Source organism: Gordonia sp. N1V (assembly GCF_029269935.1).
Classification (GTDB): Bacteria; Actinomycetota; Actinomycetes; order Mycobacteriales; family Mycobacteriaceae; genus Gordonia; species Gordonia polyisoprenivorans.
In genome coordinates this window covers 299474-313218 of sequence record NZ_JARJDD010000006.1, presented here as the reverse complement: position 1 = coordinate 313218, position 13745 = coordinate 299474, and the positions used below count along the sequence as shown (strand labels likewise).

Annotated in this window: 15 protein-coding genes and 2 pseudogenes; 9 read left to right on the top strand and 8 right to left on the bottom strand. The window is 64.8% G+C overall.

Going from position 1 to position 13745, the window contains the following annotated elements:
- Window positions 1-62: 62 nt before the first annotated feature.
- Window positions 63-1505 (bottom strand): MFS transporter, encoded by a 1443-nt coding sequence (locus P3L18_RS11090; RefSeq protein ID WP_276114079.1) that lies wholly within the window; start codon window positions 1503-1505, stop codon window positions 63-65.
- 149 nt (window positions 1506-1654) lie between these two features.
- Between P3L18_RS11090 and P3L18_RS11085 the strand changes: the two genes are divergently transcribed.
- The gene (locus P3L18_RS11085) at window positions 1655-2260 is read left to right on the top strand and encodes a helix-turn-helix transcriptional regulator (RefSeq protein ID WP_079932264.1); all 606 of its coding nucleotides are present in this window, start codon (window positions 1655-1657) and stop codon (window positions 2258-2260) included.
- Here the strand turns inward: P3L18_RS11085 and P3L18_RS11080 are convergent.
- Window positions 2244-2873 carry a TetR/AcrR family transcriptional regulator gene (locus P3L18_RS11080; RefSeq protein ID WP_276114078.1) on the bottom strand — a complete coding sequence of 210 codons (630 nt, stop codon included), beginning with the start codon at window positions 2871-2873 and terminating at the stop codon, window positions 2244-2246. The two genes, P3L18_RS11085 and P3L18_RS11080, sit on opposite strands and share 17 nt — an antisense overlap.
- A 113-nt stretch (window positions 2874-2986) precedes the next feature.
- Between P3L18_RS11080 and P3L18_RS11075 the strand changes: the two genes are divergently transcribed.
- Both P3L18_RS11075 and P3L18_RS11070 read left to right on the top strand, forming a co-directional pair.
- On the top strand, window positions 2987-3778 hold the full coding sequence (locus tag P3L18_RS11075; protein WP_079932266.1) for an SDR family oxidoreductase: 792 nt from the start codon (window positions 2987-2989) through the stop codon (window positions 3776-3778).
- Window positions 3779-3830: 52 nt separating this feature from the next.
- Window positions 3831-4235, top strand: coding sequence for an ester cyclase (locus P3L18_RS11070; protein ID WP_079932267.1), 405 nt, complete (start codon window positions 3831-3833; stop codon window positions 4233-4235).
- A 308-nt stretch (window positions 4236-4543) separates the two neighbouring features.
- On the opposite strand, the gene P3L18_RS11065 is transcribed toward P3L18_RS11070, so the two are convergent.
- Both P3L18_RS11065 and P3L18_RS11060 read right to left on the bottom strand, forming a co-directional pair.
- Entirely contained in the window at window positions 4544-5782 is a 1239-nt protein-coding gene (locus P3L18_RS11065; protein WP_276114077.1) for an IS256 family transposase, read from the bottom strand.
- Between the two features lie 218 nt (window positions 5783-6000).
- A pseudogene (locus P3L18_RS11060) lies at window positions 6001-6240 on the bottom strand (IS4 family transposase); the annotation flags it as partial.
- A gap of 21 nt (window positions 6241-6261) precedes the next feature.
- Here P3L18_RS11060 and P3L18_RS11055 point away from each other — a divergent pair.
- The 3 genes and pseudogenes from P3L18_RS11055 to P3L18_RS11045 all read left to right on the top strand — a co-directional run.
- Window positions 6262-6393 (top strand): annotated as a pseudogene (locus tag P3L18_RS11055) (IS4 family transposase); the annotation flags it as partial.
- Window positions 6393-6581: a hypothetical protein gene (locus tag P3L18_RS11050; protein WP_079929400.1), complete on the top strand. Its 189-nt coding sequence runs from the start codon at window positions 6393-6395 to the stop codon at window positions 6579-6581. The pseudogene P3L18_RS11055 and the gene P3L18_RS11050, both read left to right, overlap by 1 nt.
- Before the next feature lie 488 nt (window positions 6582-7069).
- Window positions 7070-7450: a hypothetical protein gene (locus tag P3L18_RS11045; RefSeq protein ID WP_139765665.1), complete on the top strand. Its 381-nt coding sequence runs from the start codon at window positions 7070-7072 to the stop codon at window positions 7448-7450.
- Between the two features lie 439 nt (window positions 7451-7889).
- On the opposite strand, the gene P3L18_RS11040 is transcribed toward P3L18_RS11045, so the two are convergent.
- Window positions 7890-8399: a hypothetical protein gene (locus P3L18_RS11040; RefSeq protein ID WP_079929402.1), complete on the bottom strand. Its 510-nt coding sequence runs from the start codon at window positions 8397-8399 to the stop codon at window positions 7890-7892.
- A gap of 258 nt (window positions 8400-8657) precedes the next feature.
- Here P3L18_RS11040 and P3L18_RS11035 point away from each other — a divergent pair, with 258 nt between their 5' ends.
- The 3 genes from P3L18_RS11035 to P3L18_RS11025 all read left to right on the top strand — a co-directional run bounded on the left by P3L18_RS11035 (window position 8658) and on the right by P3L18_RS11025 (window position 11826).
- Window positions 8658-9218: a permease gene (locus P3L18_RS11035; protein WP_079929412.1), complete on the top strand. Its 561-nt coding sequence runs from the start codon at window positions 8658-8660 to the stop codon at window positions 9216-9218.
- 171 nt (window positions 9219-9389) lie between these two features.
- Window positions 9390-10598 carry an Ig-like domain-containing protein gene (locus P3L18_RS11030; protein ID WP_014359688.1) on the top strand — a complete coding sequence of 403 codons (1209 nt, stop codon included), beginning with the start codon at window positions 9390-9392 and terminating at the stop codon, window positions 10596-10598.
- 85 nt (window positions 10599-10683) lie between these two features.
- Window positions 10684-11826, top strand: coding sequence for an acyl-CoA dehydrogenase family protein (locus P3L18_RS11025; protein ID WP_079929403.1), 1143 nt, complete (start codon window positions 10684-10686; stop codon window positions 11824-11826).
- A 40-nt stretch (window positions 11827-11866) separates the two neighbouring features.
- On the opposite strand, the gene P3L18_RS11020 is transcribed toward P3L18_RS11025, so the two are convergent.
- The 3 genes from P3L18_RS11020 to P3L18_RS11010 form a co-directional block, all read right to left on the bottom strand.
- Window positions 11867-12409 carry a helix-turn-helix domain-containing protein gene (locus tag P3L18_RS11020; protein WP_079929413.1) on the bottom strand — a complete coding sequence of 181 codons (543 nt, stop codon included), beginning with the start codon at window positions 12407-12409 and terminating at the stop codon, window positions 11867-11869.
- The gene (locus P3L18_RS11015; RefSeq protein ID WP_276114076.1) at window positions 12406-13494 is read right to left on the bottom strand and encodes a serine hydrolase; all 1089 of its coding nucleotides are present in this window, start codon (window positions 13492-13494) and stop codon (window positions 12406-12408) included. Before P3L18_RS11015 ends, P3L18_RS11020 begins: the two co-directional genes overlap by 4 nt.
- Before the next feature lie 79 nt (window positions 13495-13573).
- Complete coding sequence (locus P3L18_RS11010; RefSeq protein WP_006371221.1) at window positions 13574-13735, bottom strand: hypothetical protein; 162 nt, start codon at window positions 13733-13735, stop codon at window positions 13574-13576.
- Window positions 13736-13745 lie beyond the last annotated feature (10 nt).

Here is a 13745-nt window from a genome sequence, read left to right as displayed (position 1 = left end):
AACATACACAACACATTTCACGAGACATCAAAAAGCCGATCGGTGGATCGAGGTTCAGGCCCTCAAGACTGGGGTCGACCTGTTCGCTTCCCTGCGCTTGTGGTTGCGGCAGTGGCCAGCAGGATGAGGCCGATACCGCAGGCGGCGACGATGAGCCATCCCGGGGCCAGCACCCCGGAAAGCTCGGCCGATCTGACATCGCTCGCAGGTGTCAACGCCGAGCCGAGCAATCCTCCGGCCACGGCGATACCGACGGCGGCACCGACCTGCCGGGCGGTCGACGTGATGCCGCCGGCCACACCGGCCCGCTCGGCTGGGAGACTGCTCACCGCGGTGTTGGTGATGGGCGCGTTCGCGAAACCGATACCGACCCCGAACAACGCGTACGCCACCAGCAGCAGCAGAACCGACACGTCACCGTCACCGAACAATGACCCGGTGGCCATCCAAGCGAGCAAACCACCGGCGGCCATGAAGCCACCAGCGATGAACAGCGGCCTGCGCGGGCCCCTCGAAGCGACCATCCGGCCCGAGAGTGGTGCACAGACCGTCGCGCCCGCGGCTATGGGAAGGACGGCCAGGCCCGTCGCCATGGGCGCCCAGCCGCGTCCCACCTGGAGGTAGAACGTGGTGAACAACAGGGTCATCGAGATCGAGACAAATACGGCCAAGGCCCCGAGGACGGCCGCGGTGAACTCGGGTTGACCGAATGCCGAGAGGTCGATCAGCGGCGCGGAGTGGCGTGTCTCCACACCGATGAAGACACCCGCCCCAACGACGAGACCCGCATAGATCGCCAGCATCGGCGGCGCGGTCCACCCGACATGTGGCCCTTCGATGAGTGCGCCGACGCCGAGCGCGAGCAGGGCAATCAGCAGCAGCTGACCGGCCGGATCGAGACGCCGTGTCCGCACACCGTGCGACTCCGGCACCACCGTCAGCACAGTGACCAGGGCTACGAGCACCAGCGGCACGTTGATCCAGAACACCGATCGCCACTCGAAGTTGTGGAGCAGCACGCCACCGAGCACGGGCCCGGCGGCCAAGCTCAGCCCGAATACCGACGCCCACACGCCGATCGCCCTGGCCCGTTCGCGTGGATCCGGCGTCGCCGCCACGACGATGGCCAACGCGACCGGACTCAGCATGGACGCTGACAGCCCCTGCAGCGCACGGGCCGCGATCAGCACACCCGCGTTCGGTGCCAGCGCGCACAACAGCGATGTCACACCGAACCCGATCAGGCCGATCAGGAACACCCGACGTCGACCGAATCGGTCGGCGATGGCACCCGAGGTGATCAACAGGCTTGCGAACACGATCGTGTAGGCGTCGACGACCCACTCCAGTCCGCGGGCGCCGATCGCCAGACCGTCACCAATAGATGGCAGAGCAACATTGACGATCGTGGTGTCGAGCCCTACGAGGAACAGACTCGACGCGCACACCACGAGCACCAACCGGCGTCTGGATGCGCTGAGGACATCGGACTCGGCAGTGGACACAGGCGAACCCCCTTGGACCACTGTCTCGTGGTCTGGATGCGTGAACAGAACGACGTGAGTGTGCACTGGCCACTTCAGCGATCCCCAGCGTTCTTGCAGAAACCGCAAACAATCCGGCCGTGCCACACACAGGCCGTCACACTTGAGCGGTGAACCGTGACGCACCGCCGACACCCGATGCCGATGTCACCGCGATCCTGGACGCCATCGGACCACGGTTGCGCCGGCTCCGACAGCAACGCCGGCTCTCCCTGGAAACGGTCGCGAACGACGCCGGACTCACTGCCAGCACGTTGTCACGTCTCGAGGTCGGCAAGCGACGGCCGACGCTGGACCTGCTCATCCCGCTGGCCGGGGTCTACCGCGTCTCACTGGACCAACTCATCGCCCCACCGCCCAGCGGCGATCCGCGGGTGCACCTGACGCCCTTCCGACACGACACCGGCAGCGTCGTCATCCCCCTGACCGGCTATCCGGGACGGATTCAGGTGTTCAAGCAGGTGCTCTCCCCTCGCGCACTGAAGCTCGTCACCCATCCGGGCTACGAATGGCTCTACGTCCTGGCCGGGACGCTGCGCGTCATCGTCGCAGAGCGCGACGAGATACTCACGGCGGGCGAGGTCGCCGAATTCGATACCGCAGAACCCCACTGGTTTGGCCCGGCGGACAACTCAACCGTCGAGATCCTGCACTTGTTTGGACCGCACGGTGACCAGCCGGTGCGGTGGTCTGAAGGACTCACGCACCACCCGTAGGCGCCAGGCCCGCAACCACCATCGCACCGAGCGCTTGCGCACCCGACGCAAACGGCTCGGTACCGTCCTCGGTCAGCGTGTCATGCAACGCTTTCAGTCCGTCGAAGGCGCCGACCAAGGCGATGGCGACGCTCACCGAGTCGAGATCGGCCCGCACCTCCCCGCGCTCCTGGGCTTCGCCGACTACTGCGCCGACAAGATCGACCCATTCCTGGTTCACCTCGGCCACCCGTCGACGAACCGGACTGTCCTGTCCCAGGTCGGTGAGGTTACGGGTCAGTTTCGACACCGCCCACACCGTCGGGTCGTCTCGGTGAATGGTGAGCATCGTCGGCAGCAGCGCCTCCAGACGACGACCTGCGGGGACGCTCGACAAGGCGCTGCGCACTTTGCTGACCCACTCACGGTTCTTGTCCTCCAGGACCGCCAGCGCCAGCGACTCCTTGCTGTCGAAATGAAAATAGACGGCTCCCTTGGTGAGGCCGGTGGCGTCGACCAGTACTGACATCCGTGCGTTGTCGTAGCCCAGGTCGGCGAAGACCGTCGCTGCCGAGTCGACGATGTGCGCTCGGGTACTCGCCCCCTTGGCCGTCGGTCCCGCAGGTCGTCCCACAGTCCTGCCTGACTGTCTGTTCGTCATCGGTACCCCTTCTTGCGCATTCAGCTCCGATAGTTCTCATACATTTGACATACCGCCCAGTCGGTTTATTTATTGAAGGAGAATCCATGTCCGACTTCGCAGACGCACTGTTGCGCGAAAAGACGGTGCTCGTCACCGGCGCGTCATCCGGGATCGGGCGCGCTTTTGCCCAGCGCGCATCCGCCCACGGCGCGCGACTGGTCCTGGTCGCTCGCCGCACCGACGTGCTGAACACGCTCGCCAAGGAACTACACGCATCGCACGGCACCGACGTGCGCGTGATCTCCGGTGATCTGTCCCGCCCCGGCGCCGGGACCACATTGTTCAATGACGTTGTCGCACAAGGCCTGAGTGTCGACGTCCTGGTGAACAATGCGGGAGTCGGCGCCCACGGGGATCTGGTGACGGCCAACTCAGCCGACATCGTCTCCCAGATCCAACTGAACGTGACCACCCTCGCCGAACTCACCACGTTGTTCCTGCCGGCGATGACGGCCAGAGGCAGCGGCACGGTGATCAACATCGCCAGTACCGCGGCGTTCCAGCCAATCCCCCACATGGCGGTCTACGGCGCGACGAAGGCGTTCGTCCTTTCCTTCACCAGGGCGCTGTGGGCAGAGACCAAGTCGACCGGCGTCCGCGTCATCGCCGTATGTCCAGGTGCCACAGATACAGAATTCTTCGACATCGTCGGCGAGGCCGCATCCGTGGGGCGGCGACGCACTCCCGACGACGTGGTGGACACGGCGTTGCGCGCCTTGCGTCGCCACCGACCCGATGTCGTCGACGGATTCTCCAACGCCGCACTCGCCGCCCTGAGTACCCGACTGCCCGCCAGGGTCGCCATCGCGGCGGCCGAACGGTCCGTACGCCCCTGAAGCAAGTGACCAGTTTCCACCAACGATCGACAAACGAAAGAAGTACCAACACATGTACATTCACGACTTTGCTGTAGCCGCAGCTGCCGCGGTCAACGCCCACGATCCTGCCGCAGTACTCACACTGTGGGCAGAACCCGCCGCCTATAACTCGCCCCTCACCGGACCCCAGGCCGGACTCGACGCATTGCGTTCGCGCGAAGAATCGCTCTTCGGTGCGTTCAGCGACCTCCGCGCCACCATCACGCCGCTGGGTCAGGAAGGACTCACCGGTGCGATGTTGGTGAGGTTCGACGGCACGCACGACGGCCTTTATGCGGGATTGCCTGCCACGGGCAACACGATCGCGCTGGAGATGGTCGCCATCGTCGACTTCGACGAGAACGGCAAAGTGGTCAGCGAACGTGTCATCCTCGACACCGCCGATATTGCAGCCCAGCTGACCCCATTGAGCTGAATTCTTCTCGTCCCCCCAGAGCTGCCATCCGAAGGCGGCCGATCACGCTCGAAGACGAGGAGAGTCGCTGCGACCCGGCGTCGACGATCGGTTCAAAACGACGTCGCTATTCGCGACATGAACTGTGCCACGCACATCACCAGGCCGCGGTAGCCCGCCTCTACCAGCGGCACGAGGAGTGGCATCTCACGACTGAGCACTCGCTATCGGGCCAGCGGCGCCGATATCCCCTTCGGCGGGCGATCGGGACTGCGAGGTCAAGTCCTTTGGCGTGGTGTATGGGTTGATCCTTCGTTCGGGCGTGTCGGTTAGGTGAGTGCGGGTACCTCCTGGGTGGTGTCGGGTGTGGTGGTCGTGGTGGTGGTGCGGGCTTTGGTCAGGACCTCGAGGCCGAGGTAGCGGCGGCCTTCGATCCATTCGTCGTGTTGTTCGGCCAGGACGGCTCCGACGAGGCGGATCACGGAGTTGCGGTCTGGGAAGATTCCGACGACGTCTGTGCGCCTGCGTATCTCGCGGTTGAGTCGTTCGTTGGGGTTGTTCGACCAGATCTGGCGCCAGAGCTCTTTGGGGAAAGCGGTGAACGCCAGCACATCCGCGCGAGCGGCGTCGAGGTGGGCGTGCACGGCGGGCAAAGTCTCGGCGAGGGTGTCGAGCATTTTGTCGTACTGGGCAGCCACCGCGGCGGGGTCGGGTTGGTCGTAGACCGAGTGCAGCATCGCCTTGACCCCGGGCCACGCGGCTTTCGGGCACACACTCATCAGGTTGGCTGCGTAGTGGGTGCGGCACCGCTGCCAGCTCGCACCGCCCAGGGTGGCCGCAGCGGCCTCCACGAGCCCGGCGTGGGCATCGGAGGTGACCAGTTCGACCCCCGACAGGCCCCGGGCGGTCAGGTCGCGGAAGAACGCCAGCCAGCCGGCGTGGGTTTCGCCGGTGGCGATCTGCACCCCGAGTACCTCGCGGTGCCCGTCGGCGTTGACGCCGGTGGCCACCATCACCGACGCAGTAATCACCCGCCCACCTTCACGCATTTTCATCGTCAAAGCGTCCGCGGCGACGAACGTGTACGGTCCGGAATCCAAAGGGCGGGTGCGGAACTGATCAACCTTCTCGTCCAGGTCGGCGGCCATCACCGACACCTGTGACTTCGACAGACCAGTGATCCCCAGCGACTGGACCAGCTTGTCCATCCGCCGGGTCGACACACCGAGCAGGTAACAGGTGGCCACCACTGAACACAACGCGGCCTCAGCCCGGCGGCGCCGTTCGAGCAGCCAGTCCGGGAAATAGGTGCCCGCCCGCAGTTTCGGGATCGCGACGTCGATGGTGCCCGCCCGGGTATCGAGCTCGCGGTGGCGATAGCCGTTGCGGGAGTTGACCCGTTCGGTGCTGCGGGAGTTGTAGCCGGCCCCGCACACCGCGTCGACATCGGCGGAAAGCAGCGCGTTGATGAACGTCGTCAGCATCTGGCGCATCAGATCCGGGGAGGCCTGGGTAAGGTGGTCGTGAAGAAACTGGGCAGGGTCGATACCCTGAGGGACAGCGGTCATCGTGGTCGTTCCTTTCGAGTCGGACGTAGAGAATTCACTCGAAGGATCACCCGATGGCCGCGCTCACCGTGGGAGGCTCGCAGCCACCGGGCCAGTCATACACCACTCAACAGGACTCCACTCTCGGCGGCGGTGCCTGGGGTTGAGTCGGCGGGCTAGGCGGCGTAGGCAGGTTTGCCGGCTGCGGTGGCAGACCTCAGGGTCGTCAGGGGGGAAAGTCACCCTGGTGGGGCGACTGATTGGCGGCTAATCCTCAGTGCAGCAACGAAACTGACTCGTTCTGGGTCGTGGCCGGCGTGGCTGGCGGCCTCGACCATCAAAGATAGGATCGCGTGATGGCAGCATAAGTGTCCCCAAATCTCCTGCAGCACATCGGGGGATATCGAGCGCAGCACTGTGCGGGGCCCACGTTGATGGGTTTTGAGTTCATAGAACGCGATCTCGATCTCCCACCGCTCGGTACAAGTTGGCAGCCAACTGCTGATCGTGGAGTGTTCTCGTATACGTTGTGGCGCGAAGCTATAGCAACCAATGCGGATCTGCTGTGGCGAGTCAAGACCTCGGTATCGGGCCCGAAACCACGACACGTGAGGGACTTGCCGGACGGCTCGTGACCAGCGTCCCCCACCCTGACAACTGGGTCAACCGTGCACGTGCCGAGCCCGACGGCCAGGACGAGGGCAGTAGCGATAGCGCTGCCGAGCTCAAGCGGTTGCGCGCTGAGGTGGCCGAGTTGCGGATGGAGCGCGATGTTCTACAACGATCGGTGGTCCGGTGGGTGAAGGAGGCGACGAAGTGATCCTGGCCCGCTTCATCGCCGAGCAGAGGACCGCCTATCGAGTGCCGCACACGGTCACGTGCGCGCTATTTGGCGTGAGTATGGCCTGGTTCTGCAAATGGTGTGCGCGTTTCCAAATAGCTGGCGCGACAAGAGAATTTCACACCGCTCGGGACTGTCGTTGTGACACGGTGGACCGTGCGGTCAAGGTCAAGTTCACGCAGCTACGCCGATTGCACGGTTCGCCCTGTCTGCATGTAGATCTGCGATCTGAGGGATGGACGGCCAGCGAGAAGACGCTCGCGGAGTCGATGCGCCGACAAGGTTTGGTGGCACCCCCCGGGAGTGGTCTCGCTACCCAACGGCACCGCGACCCGCTCGAACAACGCCGCCAACGGCGAACTGGGGAGGGTGTGCAGCGTGACGCGTAAGGCCATTCTGTGGCGATTATTGCGGTAATTTGTGTATCAATGTCATCTTGCGCCAGCAGTGATTCTGAGGGGATCGGTGTGTCCAGCGATTCTGAGCAGGTGCTTCTCGCTTTGAATGGAGATCCGCAGGAGGTTTCACCAGGCGTTACCGTCGCACTCGCCTGGCTGGACTCCGGCCAGGGCGACACCTATGTCGTTGCTACGCTCCATAATCAGTCGACATCATCGTATAACTTGAACCAGAACCGAGCCTATTTTTCGGTTGGAAATGAGCGGACAGCCGCATCGGACGTTCTGCCCCACGCTCCTCTTGATCCGGGATTTGAAGGCAAGGTAGCCTGGCAATTCCCAGGGGAAGAGGGCGATTTTTCCGATGCCATTCTTACCATCGAAGGCGTTCGGTGGACGGGTGACTTCACTAAGCTCACACAATCTGGCTCTGCCCGACCATCGAAATAAACCTCGGATATCGATGCATCTGAAGCATCTGTCGGCTTCTTGTCAAGCGACAGATGCCGGGAAGGCGGATCGCAAGTATGAGCGGGTGTTCGCATACGAGGGAGGTGAGGCGCGCCTCACGGTGGCGCTGCTCTGCCAGTTCCGCCGTCGCGTCAACTCTGCAAGCGACATGAGCGCGCCCGGCAAACCGTGCTGTGGCCGTCACCTGCCTCAGCCCTGGTCGGATAGGCCGCGGCGACAGTTCGTCAGCCTCCCGCGGGACGATCTGTACGGCGCCCACCACGACCATGAGGGGCTGCCCTCAAGCCACGGAAGATGCGAGCGAACCGTGACATTCCGCCCGGGCGCGGTCGACCTCGACGACGGGGATCGGGGAGTGTTCGCGGCCGAGGAGCTGGAGCACCTAATGGGTTTCAGCGCCCGGCCACCCGACATCCCATCACCGACGCGCGTTGGCGTAGGGCAGGCGCCCATAATGTTCGGCGAATGCCAGGATCATGGAGCTCTCAATGGCCGCAGCGTCGGCGTCCGGGGTCTCCCTCCACGCCACGAGTAAGTCCGCGTGGTCGGCGAGCTGCCATATGCGACGGCCACCAGAGTGGGCGACGGGTTCCCCGGATCCGTAGCGGCGGTACTCGTCCAGACGGCGACGCAGGCCCCGACGTCCGCTCGTGCCGACATTGGCTTTGCCGATATAGAGCACTCGGCTCTCGGGCACCCAGCGGTCCTGCAGGGCGTCGACGAGTTCGGTGGGATCGCGGCCCTTCCAGTGGCCTGCCGGTGAGACGTCGAGGAACACTGGCGGTTCGTCGGTACCTCTCACCACGACGTAGACGCCCGGGCCGCGGGGCACGTCCGCGGTAGGCAAGTCCGCGAACCTCACCCATCCCGAGAATCGGGAGAAGTCGATCTGGGGCGGAAGGTCACCACCGTCGGGTTGATTGCTCATCCCAGCAGTGAATCACTGCGGGGTCCGTTGGGGTTTGTGAATCGGCCACGAACCGGCTTTCCGGCACTCTCAATCAGCGGATTAGGGGTTCGAGGCCGTGATGGCGGGAAGCACTGCCCCCGTGACCGGTACTGACCAGTCGCGAGCGCCCTTTCGTGGCTCTGGTCAGTTGCTCGAGCCGGGGCGATGCGTATCGAAGCGGTCACGGTCTCGCGGGTTGAACTTGGCAATTGCGACACCGAGCGCAACGATGTCTCCATGAACGACAACCCCTCGACCGTGGTGCCCGACGACAAGCGCCAGGGTGGACTCCCGTCGTGGGCGGTCAAGACCATTGCCATCGCCGTAGTGGTCGTGCTGGCGGTCATCGCATACTTCATCCTGGCGGCGTTCCTGCCGCGTTGGTGGTCACAGAAGATCGGTTCCGCGGTCGGCCAGAGCATCACCACCGGCAGCTTCTACGGCATCGCGTTCGGGGTGGTGTGCACGCTCGTCTCACTCCTGTTGCTGGCGCTCGCCTGGCGCGCCCGTCGCTGGGGTCAGACCCGATATTGGGCGTTGGCCTTCGTCGTGCTTGCCGTCGTCGCGTCGATACCAAATCTGCTCACCCTGACCGTCGTCGCCGGCGGGGGGAGTGGGGCGCATGCCGGTGAGCGCATCCTCGACGTCGAGGCTCCGGGATTCCGTGGGGGCACCCTGGTCGGCGTGATCATCGCCGCGGTGATCTTCGCCGTCGGCGCATTTCTGTGGATTCGACTCCGCCGTCGCCGCCGCGCGGCCACCACGACCGCTGCGACGACGACGCAACCGCCCGCCTGACACCACCATCGGCAAGGCGCGTGCCGTCCAGGCGCGGTCGATAGGTGTCATTCGGTCGGGCGGGCTCGCGGGCGCGACAACTCGGGCATATCCGAGATCTCGTACACTTGGTGCAGAATTCGCCGACTCCCTGATGTGTGTGGGTCGGCATCGGCGTCAGGTGGGAGTGAGATGGGGAACGGTCGGACTCGGCTGCGGTCATCGTTGATGATCGGTGGGCTTCTGGTGGCGGTCATCGCGCTGGTGACCTCGTGCTCGCAGAAGCCGCAATACTCCAACGCCGTCGGCAGTTCGGTGCTCTACGACGACCTCCTCAAGCCAGGGGTGGAGATCACCGAATGGAACGAGCAGACGCTCGCCGACAACGCGGTCGGTATCCAGCCGGGCGCGCCGATCAGGGTTCGGGCGAGCGAGGGCGCGCTGACCGGTGTCCGCATCGGGAAGGCGGACGGCTCCACCGTTCGCGGGACCCTGTCGGAAGACGGCACGGAGTGGGTCAGCGGAGAACCGCTGGGCTACAACCGGACCTACACATTGACCGCCGACGCGGCCGGGGTCGGCGGCTCCACCTCCAAAGAGGTCTCGTTCACCACGCGGGCGCCGAGCAACCTCACACAGGCCTATCTGACCCCCAACAACGGGGAGACCGTGGGCGTCGGCCAACCCGTCGCGGTGAAGTTCGACGAGGCGATCACCAACCGCCGCGCTGCGCAGAACGCGATCCGGATCACCACGAATCCGCCGGTGCAAGGCGCCTTCTACTGGATCAGCGACACCGAGGTGCGCTGGCGTCCGGCCGAGTACTGGAAGCCCGGCACCTCCGTGGACGTCGCGGTGAACACCTACGGCATCGACCTCGGTGGCGGGCTCTTCGGCCAGGAGAATCTCAAGTCCTCGTTCAAGATCGGCCGGTCGATGATCATCACCGCTGACGACAACACCAAACAGGTCACCTTTGTCCAGGACGGCAAGGTTGTCCGCAGCATGCCCACGTCGATGGGCAAGGAGTCCACCCCCACCGACAACGGGGTGTATCTCGTCTCGGACAAGCACGACAACATCATCATGGACTCGTCGACCTACGGTGTCCCGGTCGGCTCGGCCGACGGCTATCGCACGCCCGTGGACTACGCGACCCGAATGTCCTACAGCGGCATCTTCTTTCACTCCGCTCCCTGGTCGGTGTGGGCCCAGGGCAACACCAACACCAGTCACGGCTGCCTGAACCTGAGCCCGGACAACGCCCTGTGGGTCATGAACAACACGCTGCGCGGTGATCCGGTCATCGTGAAGAACACCGTGGGCGGAACGCTCTCGGGCACCGACGGACTCGGGGACTGGAACATCCCCTGGGCGGTGTGGTCGAAGGGCAATGCCTGAGGCGGCGCCCCGAAACGACAATGCCATTGGTGATTGTTACGCTCATCTCTGACACGATTTTCGACGACGATGGGATTCCACCACCATGGGCGAACGCTCTTCCTGGGAAAACGACGACCTGACCGCCTTGCGTGACCTTGCCCGCAGCTTCTGCGAAAAGGAGGTCAAGCCCAATATCGACAAGTTCATCGACCAGCACCACGTCGACCGCGACCTCTGGAACAAGGCCGGCGAACTCGGTCTGCTGTGCATGTCGATTCCCGAGGAGTACGGAGGCGGCGGGGGTACCTTCGCCCATGAAGCGGTACTCATCGAGGAGCAGGCGCACATCGCCGACTCCTCGTGGGGCGTCAGCCTGCACAACGGCATCGTCGCCCACTACCTGCTCCAGTACGGGTCGGAGGAGCAGAAGCAGACGTGGCTGCCCAAGATGGCCAGCGGTGAAGTCGTCGGGGCCATCGCCATGACCGAACCCGGCACCGGATCCGACCTGCAGAACGTCAAGACCAAGGCGATCGCGCAGGGCGACGAGTACGTCATCGACGGGTCGAAGACCTTCATCACCAACGGCGCCCAGGCCGATCTGATCATCGTCGTGGCCAAGACCGACGCGAGCGAGGGCGCCAAGGGCATCTCCCTGATCCTCGTCGAGGCCGACCGTGAGGGATTCCGCCGCGGACGCGTGCTCGACAAGGTGGGGCAGCGCGGCCAGGACACCTCGGAACTGTTCTTCGACGGTGTGCGGGTGCCCACGAGCAACCTCCTCGGCAGCGAGGAGGGGCAGGGTTTCATCCAGCTCATGCAGCAGCTGCCGCAGGAACGTCTCATCATCGCCGTCGCGTCGGTCGCCGGGATGGAGACCGCACTGCGGCACACGCTGGCCTACACGAAGGAACGAACGGCGTTCGGGCGCCCCATCTTCGGTTTCCAGAACACGAAGTTCAAGCTCGCCGAGGTGGCGACCGAGTCGCGGATCGCACGCGTCTTCGTCGACGACTGCATCACCAAACACATCGACGGCAAGCTCGACATCCCGACCGTGGCGATGGCCAAATGGTGGACCAGCGACCGTGCCATGGTCGTCGCCGACGAATGCCTGCAGTTGTTCGGCGGCTACGGCTACATGAACGAGTACCCCATCGCCCGGATGTGGGCCGATCAGCGCGTCCAGAAGATCTACGCCGGAACCAACGAGATCATGAAGGAGATCATCGCGCGGACGCTCTGACGAGTGCCTCGCAGCAAAGCGCGATGTGCGGAGGTGGGGTTCACAGCACGCCGCTGATGTCCCCGGCGCTCAGCAGGGCGACCAGGATCGGGACGACGTGGGTGGCAGCGATGCCGTACTCGTTTCGTCCCACTTTCACCACCAGTGACGCCGCGGTGAGGATCTTCAGGTGATGATAGAGCTGCCCTGAGGTCCCGAAGTCCCCGGCGGCCTGGAGTTCGGCCACCGATGCGTTGCGGCGCAACAGGATTCGGAGGATCTCCAGGCGGCTGGGGTGCCCCATCGCCGCGAACACCTCCGCCGTGGTGGCGGCGGGGAGGTCCAGGATCGCGGCCGCGTCGTAGCCGATCCGCCATCGGATGGGTCCGGCCAGGTCGACGCTGCCTTGATAGGAAACCGTGTTCTCGTGCAGCGCGCCGTCCGAGGGGGGCGCGCTCCCCGCCGGCGCGGTGGAGCCGGCCCCCGTCGTCGGGTCGGTGCCGCCGACCTCCGGGCCACGACGTTCGTCGTTCCCGACGAGGGCTTCGAGGCGTTCGACGCGGTCGGTCAACGCCTGCACCACGGATCGGAGGTCGTCGCTCACACCACGCACCGTAGCGCGGCGGAGATCGCAGGATCGGTCAGGGCGTCGAGGAGCAGGCGCTGGTGGGTGAAGTGATCGCGGTCCTGCGCGTCGCGAGACATGTTGCGTACCATCATCGTTCCGACCGCGATCCGGCCATCGGGGGCGTGATACTCGAAGACCTCGGTGAGCACTCCCGGCAGGCTGCCGCCCTTGAAGCCCAGGATCGACCCGTCGGGTTGGCGGCCCTGGAATTCGAGCACGCCGCGGGCGCGCGCCGACCCGGGCCCGAAGCTGCCGTCGGCGATCGCCGACGCCAACGAGGTCAATGACGACGCCGTCGCGGTGATCGATGACGCGGCCTGAGTGGTGCCGGATCGGTCGACAGAGGCCAGCCGTGCCCAATACGACGCGGCGACCGCCGGGTCGTCGTGAAACCGACGGGCGGCCCGGTCCTGGTCGGCCGGGGTCTGCAGCTCCGGGTCGACCACGCCGAGGTACATGCCGAGCAGGCTGGGAACGGGCCCGTCGATGCCATACCGATCCATCACCGACCGCAGCGCGTCGTCACCGAGGTGTGCGCGAAGCAGGTCCGGTGCTGCGGAGTCGGAGAAGCGGATCATCACGTCGGCCAGTTGGGCATAGGTCACCCGCCGGCTCGGATCGAGGGCGATTCCGTTGTCGGTGTGCGGGATTCCCAGGTAGCGCAACGCCTCTCGGTGTGCACCACCGTCGAGGGGAAAGTACCACCGTTGCCACTGTCCGACGTCGACGGTGTCCTGCGGGTTCACGCGATCTGCCTCGACCGCAGCGGCGTAGGCGGCGAGATGGACGATTTTGATCGCCGAGGCGGTCGGGAACCGGGTGCCGGAGTTGAGAGCGATCCGCTCGCCGGTGAGGGTCTGCAGGTCCAGGGCGACATCGGTGCGGTGCTCGGCGATGTAGCCGAGCCAGCCGGGAATGGTGGAGGTATCCGACGTGGTGGTGCTCGGGCAGTCGGTGAGCGGGGTGTCGGCGTGTGCGAGCGGCCGATCGGTGGTAGCCGTCAGTTCGGTCAGTAGAACCGTGACGATCGTGACGACGGTGATGATGATCGCGCTCTTCATGGCACTCCCTCGACGGCGAACCTCGCAATCACGATATTACGTGATTACGGATTATTGGGGAAGTGCCGAGGACAAGGTCCTACTTACGGTCCTTGATCAGTGCCTTGACCTCGTCGGGGCTGATGTTCTTCGCCACGAGCTTGCCGTTTTTGACCTTTCGCACCGAGTAGAGGTCCTTCTTCTTACCGGGGGCGACACTGAGGCCGACCTTCTTGGCCGCCTTGTTCAAGTCCTCGAGCATGCGCCGCAGA